The sequence below is a fragment of the Streptomyces sp. FH025 genome, assembly GCF_017427025.1.
GTDB lineage: Bacteria > Actinomycetota > Actinomycetes > Streptomycetales > Streptomycetaceae > Kitasatospora.
In genome coordinates this window covers 1-3,400 of the sequence record NZ_JAFLNG010000770.1, presented here as the reverse complement: position 1 = coordinate 3,400, position 3,400 = coordinate 1, and the positions used below count along the sequence as shown (strand labels likewise).

At 71.5% G+C, this 3,400-nt stretch carries 6 protein-coding genes; 4 read left to right on the top strand and 2 right to left on the bottom strand.

Annotation, left to right across the window (positions count from 1 at the left end; genetic code table 11):
- The 4 genes from J0670_RS33590 to era all read left to right on the top strand — a co-directional run.
- Positions 1 to 424: DUF4383 domain-containing protein (locus J0670_RS33590; RefSeq protein ID WP_207816032.1), on the top strand; the 424-nt coding region annotated here is incomplete at its 5' end.
- 28 nt (positions 425 to 452) lie between these two features.
- The gene (locus J0670_RS33585; protein WP_207816030.1) at positions 453 to 806 is read left to right on the top strand and encodes a cytidine deaminase; all 354 of its coding nucleotides are present in this window, start codon (positions 453 to 455) and stop codon (positions 804 to 806) included.
- Positions 807 to 895: 89 nt separating this feature from the next.
- The gene (locus J0670_RS33580) at positions 896 to 1,069 is read left to right on the top strand and encodes a hypothetical protein (protein ID WP_207816028.1); all 174 of its coding nucleotides are present in this window, start codon (positions 896 to 898) and stop codon (positions 1,067 to 1,069) included.
- 94 nt (positions 1,070 to 1,163) lie between these two features.
- On the top strand, positions 1,164 to 2,093 hold the full coding sequence (gene era, locus J0670_RS33575; protein ID WP_196951721.1) for a GTPase Era: 930 nt from the start codon (positions 1,164 to 1,166) through the stop codon (positions 2,091 to 2,093).
- 108 nt (positions 2,094 to 2,201) lie between these two features.
- On the opposite strand, the gene J0670_RS33570 is transcribed toward era, so the two are convergent.
- Complete coding sequence (locus tag J0670_RS33570) at positions 2,202 to 2,468, bottom strand: protealysin inhibitor emfourin (protein WP_207816026.1); 267 nt, start codon at positions 2,466 to 2,468, stop codon at positions 2,202 to 2,204.
- 90 nt (positions 2,469 to 2,558) lie between these two features.
- Positions 2,559 to 3,400, bottom strand: an 842-nt coding sequence (locus tag J0670_RS33565) for a M4 family metallopeptidase (protein ID WP_207816024.1), incomplete at its 5' end; no start/stop codon positions are given.

Sequence of the window (3,400 nt, the reverse complement as noted above, 5' to 3'; positions counted from 1 at the left end):
CCTGGCCACCCACGGCGACCGGATCGCCGGGCTGTCGACCAACGGGGCGCTGAGCATCCTGTCCATCGTGGCGGGCGCGGTCCTGGTGGCGGGGGCGGTGATCGGCGGGAACTTCGCGTCCAACCTCAACATGGCGGTCGGCGCGCTGTTCGTGCTGTCCGGCTTCTACGGGCTGGCGGTGCTGGGGCGGCCGGAGGCGAACATCCTCAACTTCCGGATGTCGAACGTGCTGTTCGCGTTCATCTTCGGGATCGTCGTGACCACCTTCGGGATGTACGGCCGGGTGAGCAGTCACCTGCCGCACGACAACCCGTTCTGGCGGAAGCGGATCTCGCGCGAGGAGGGGCTGCCGTCCGGTGCCGCGAAGACCTTCGTCAAGGTCGTCAATCCGAATCCGGGGCGGACCCACCCGGTCGGCCACTGACCCCTGACGGGTGCCTATGCTCGGCGGCATGAGTGACATCGTCGAGCTCGACCCCGAAGACAAGAAGATCATCACCCTGGCCCGCTCGGCCCGCGCCCGCAACGGCGTCCCCGAGGGGGCCGCGGTGCGTGACGAGACCGGCCGCACCTACGTGGCCGGGACGGTCGCGCTGGAGTCGCTGAAGCTGAGCGCGCTGCGCACGGCGGTGGCGATGGCGGTGGCCAGCGGTGCGAAGTCGCTGGAGGCGGCGGCCGTGGTGAGCGAGGCCGAGCAGCCGGCCGAGGAGGACCTGGCGGCGGTGCGGGACCTGGGCGGGGCCGGGACGCCGGTGCTGCTGGCCGGTCCGGACGGAACCCTGCGGGTCACGGCCGAGGCCCGCTGAGGTCCGTCGGGGCCCGTACCGCGGGCATCGCCCCCGTGTACCCAGCCGAGGGTCACCGGGCCGATAATCTCACCGGGGGAGTGGACTCGGTGAGGGGCTGGGGCATGGGGGCGTTGGCGTTCATCGCCGGACTGTTGCTGTTCACGATGGGGATGGGCAAGTGGCAGGAGACCGACTCGCCCTACTGGCTCTGGGGTTCGGTCGGCTTCCTGGTGCTGCTGGTGGTGTTCTCGCTGATCGGCAAGGGCGACCGCAAGGGCTGAACAACGCCCTGAACAGGCCCTGAGCACCTCCTGGGCACCCGCCGAGGACCGGCCCCGGACGGCACCGCTCCGGTGATCAGGGAGAATGGAGCCCATGAGTGCCCCTTCCTCCTCGTACCGCTCCGGGTTCGCGTGCTTCGTCGGCCGTCCCAACGCGGGCAAGTCGACCCTGACCAACGCCCTGGTGGGGACGAAGGTCGCGATCACCTCCGACCGCCCGCAGACCACCCGGCACACCGTGCGCGGCATCGTGCACCGCCCCGACGCCCAGCTCGTGCTGGTCGACACCCCCGGGCTGCACAAGCCGCGCACCCTGCTCGGCGAGCGCCTCAACGACCTGGTCCGCACCACCTGGGCCGAGGTCGACGTGATCGGCTTCTGCCTGCCCGCCGACCAGAAGCTCGGCCCCGGCGACAAGTTCATCGCCAAGGAGCTCGCCGAGATCAAGAAGACCCCCAAGGTCGCCATCGTCACCAAGACCGACCTGGTCGACTCCAAGCGCCTGGCCGAGCAGCTGATCGCCGTCCACCAGCTCGGCGTCGAGCTGGGCATCGAGTGGGCCGAGATCATCCCGGTCTCGGCGGTGGGCGACAAGCAGGTGGACCTGGTCGCCGAGCTGATCACCAAGCTGCTGCCCGAGGGCATGCCGCTCTACCCGGACGGCGACCTCACCGACGAGCCCGAGCAGATCATGGTCGCCGAGCTGATCCGCGAGGCCGCGCTGGAGGGCGTGCGCGACGAACTGCCGCACTCGCTGGCCGTCGTGGTCGAGGAGATGCTGCCGCGCGAGGGCCGCCCGGCGGACCGCCCGCTGCTGGACATCCACGCCAACGTCTACATCGAGCGGCAGAGCCAGAAGGCGATCGTGATCGGCGCCAAGGGCTCCCGGCTCAAGCACGTCGGCACCACCGCCCGCAAGCACATCGAGGCGCTGCTCGGCACGCCCGTCTACCTGGACCTGCACGTCAAGGTGGCCAAGGACTGGCAGCGCGACCCCAAGCAGCTGCGCAAGCTGGGCTTCTGAGCCGCGGGACCGCGGAGTCCCCGGGCCCGTCCGGACGTCGTGCGTCCGGGCGGGCCCTCGCCGTTCCCCGGCCGGACGGGGCGTCAGGAGGGCTGCCGCGCGGGGGAGTCACGCGCCCTCGCGCAGCACCAGGGAGACCAGTTCGCGCTGCGAGTCGGTGAGCTTGGGGTCGGCGCAGTGCACCGTCCGGCCGTCGACGGTGATCTCGTAGTGGAAGCCGTCCGGCACCCCGTACGAGGGGGCGCGCAGCCCGCCCGCGACGGCCTCGCGGGCGAGCGCGTGGACGTGCGGGGCGTCCACGCGGTCGGCGGTGTCGAGCTCCGCGTGGCGGACGATTCCCGCGAAGCCGCCGGTCCGGGTCACCTGGATACGCATGGTGTCCATGGTGCTACGCAGGGAGGGGTTTTGCCGGGCTTTTCCCGGACCGTGACCTTAAGCCCGGCTCAACCCCGCTTCAACCGCTCCTCAGCCCGGGCTCACCCCCACCTGCGCCCAGGCGGCGGTCACGGTGTCCGCGATCGAGGACTGGTCGGGGTAACGGGCCTTGGCGGCGGCCACGGTGGCCCGGGCGAAGGCGGTGAAGTCGGCGTCGGCGGGCAGCCGGCGGCCGGTCAGCGCGTCGTACCAGATCCGCCCGGCGCGCTCCCAGGCCGAGCCGCCGAGGGCGGTGGCCAGCAGGTAGAACGCGTGGTTGGGGATGCCGGAGTTGATGTGCACCCCGCCCTCGTCCTCCCCGGTCTGCACGTAGTCCCGCATGTGCGCGGGCTGCGGGTCCTTGCCGAGCCGGGGGTCGTCGTAGGCGGTGCCGGGCGCCTTCATCGAGCGCAGCGCCACGCCCTGGACGCCGGGGGCGAGCAGTCCGGCGCCGATCAACCAGTCGGCGTCGGCGGCGTCCTGGTGCAGCGCGTACTGCTTGACCAGCGAGCCGAAGACGTCGGAGATCGACTCGTTGAGCGCGCCGGGCTGGTCGTGGTACTCCAGCCCGGCGGTGAACTGGGTGACGCCGTGGGTGAGTTCGTGGCCGATGACGTCGATGCAGGCGGTGAAGTCGCCGAAGATCTCGCCGTCGCCGTCACCGAAGACCATCTGGTGGCCGTTCCAGAAGGCGTTGTCGTAGTTGCGGCCGTAGTGGACGCTGGCATCCAGGCGCAGCCCCCGGTCGTCGATCGAGTCGCGGCCGAAGGCGGCGGAGTACAGCGCGAAGGTGTCGCCGAGGCCGTCGTAGGCGTGGTTGACGGAGGCGTCGGCGACCGGGGCCTGGCCCTCGGTGCGGACGGTGCGGCCGGGCAGCCGCTGGCTGTGCCCGG

What these genes read in the sequence shown, in the direction of transcription:
- era (WP_196951721.1), top strand. Translation starts at nt 1,164, where the DNA reads ATGAGTGCCCCTTCCTCCTCGTACCGCTCCGGGTTCGCGTGCTTCGTC.
- J0670_RS33585 (WP_207816030.1), top strand. Translation starts at nt 453, where the DNA reads ATGAGTGACATCGTCGAGCTCGACCCCGAAGACAAGAAGATCATCACC.
- J0670_RS33570 (WP_207816026.1), bottom strand. Translation starts at nt 2,468, where the DNA reads ATGCGTATCCAGGTGACCCGGACCGGCGGCTTCGCGGGAATCGTCCGC.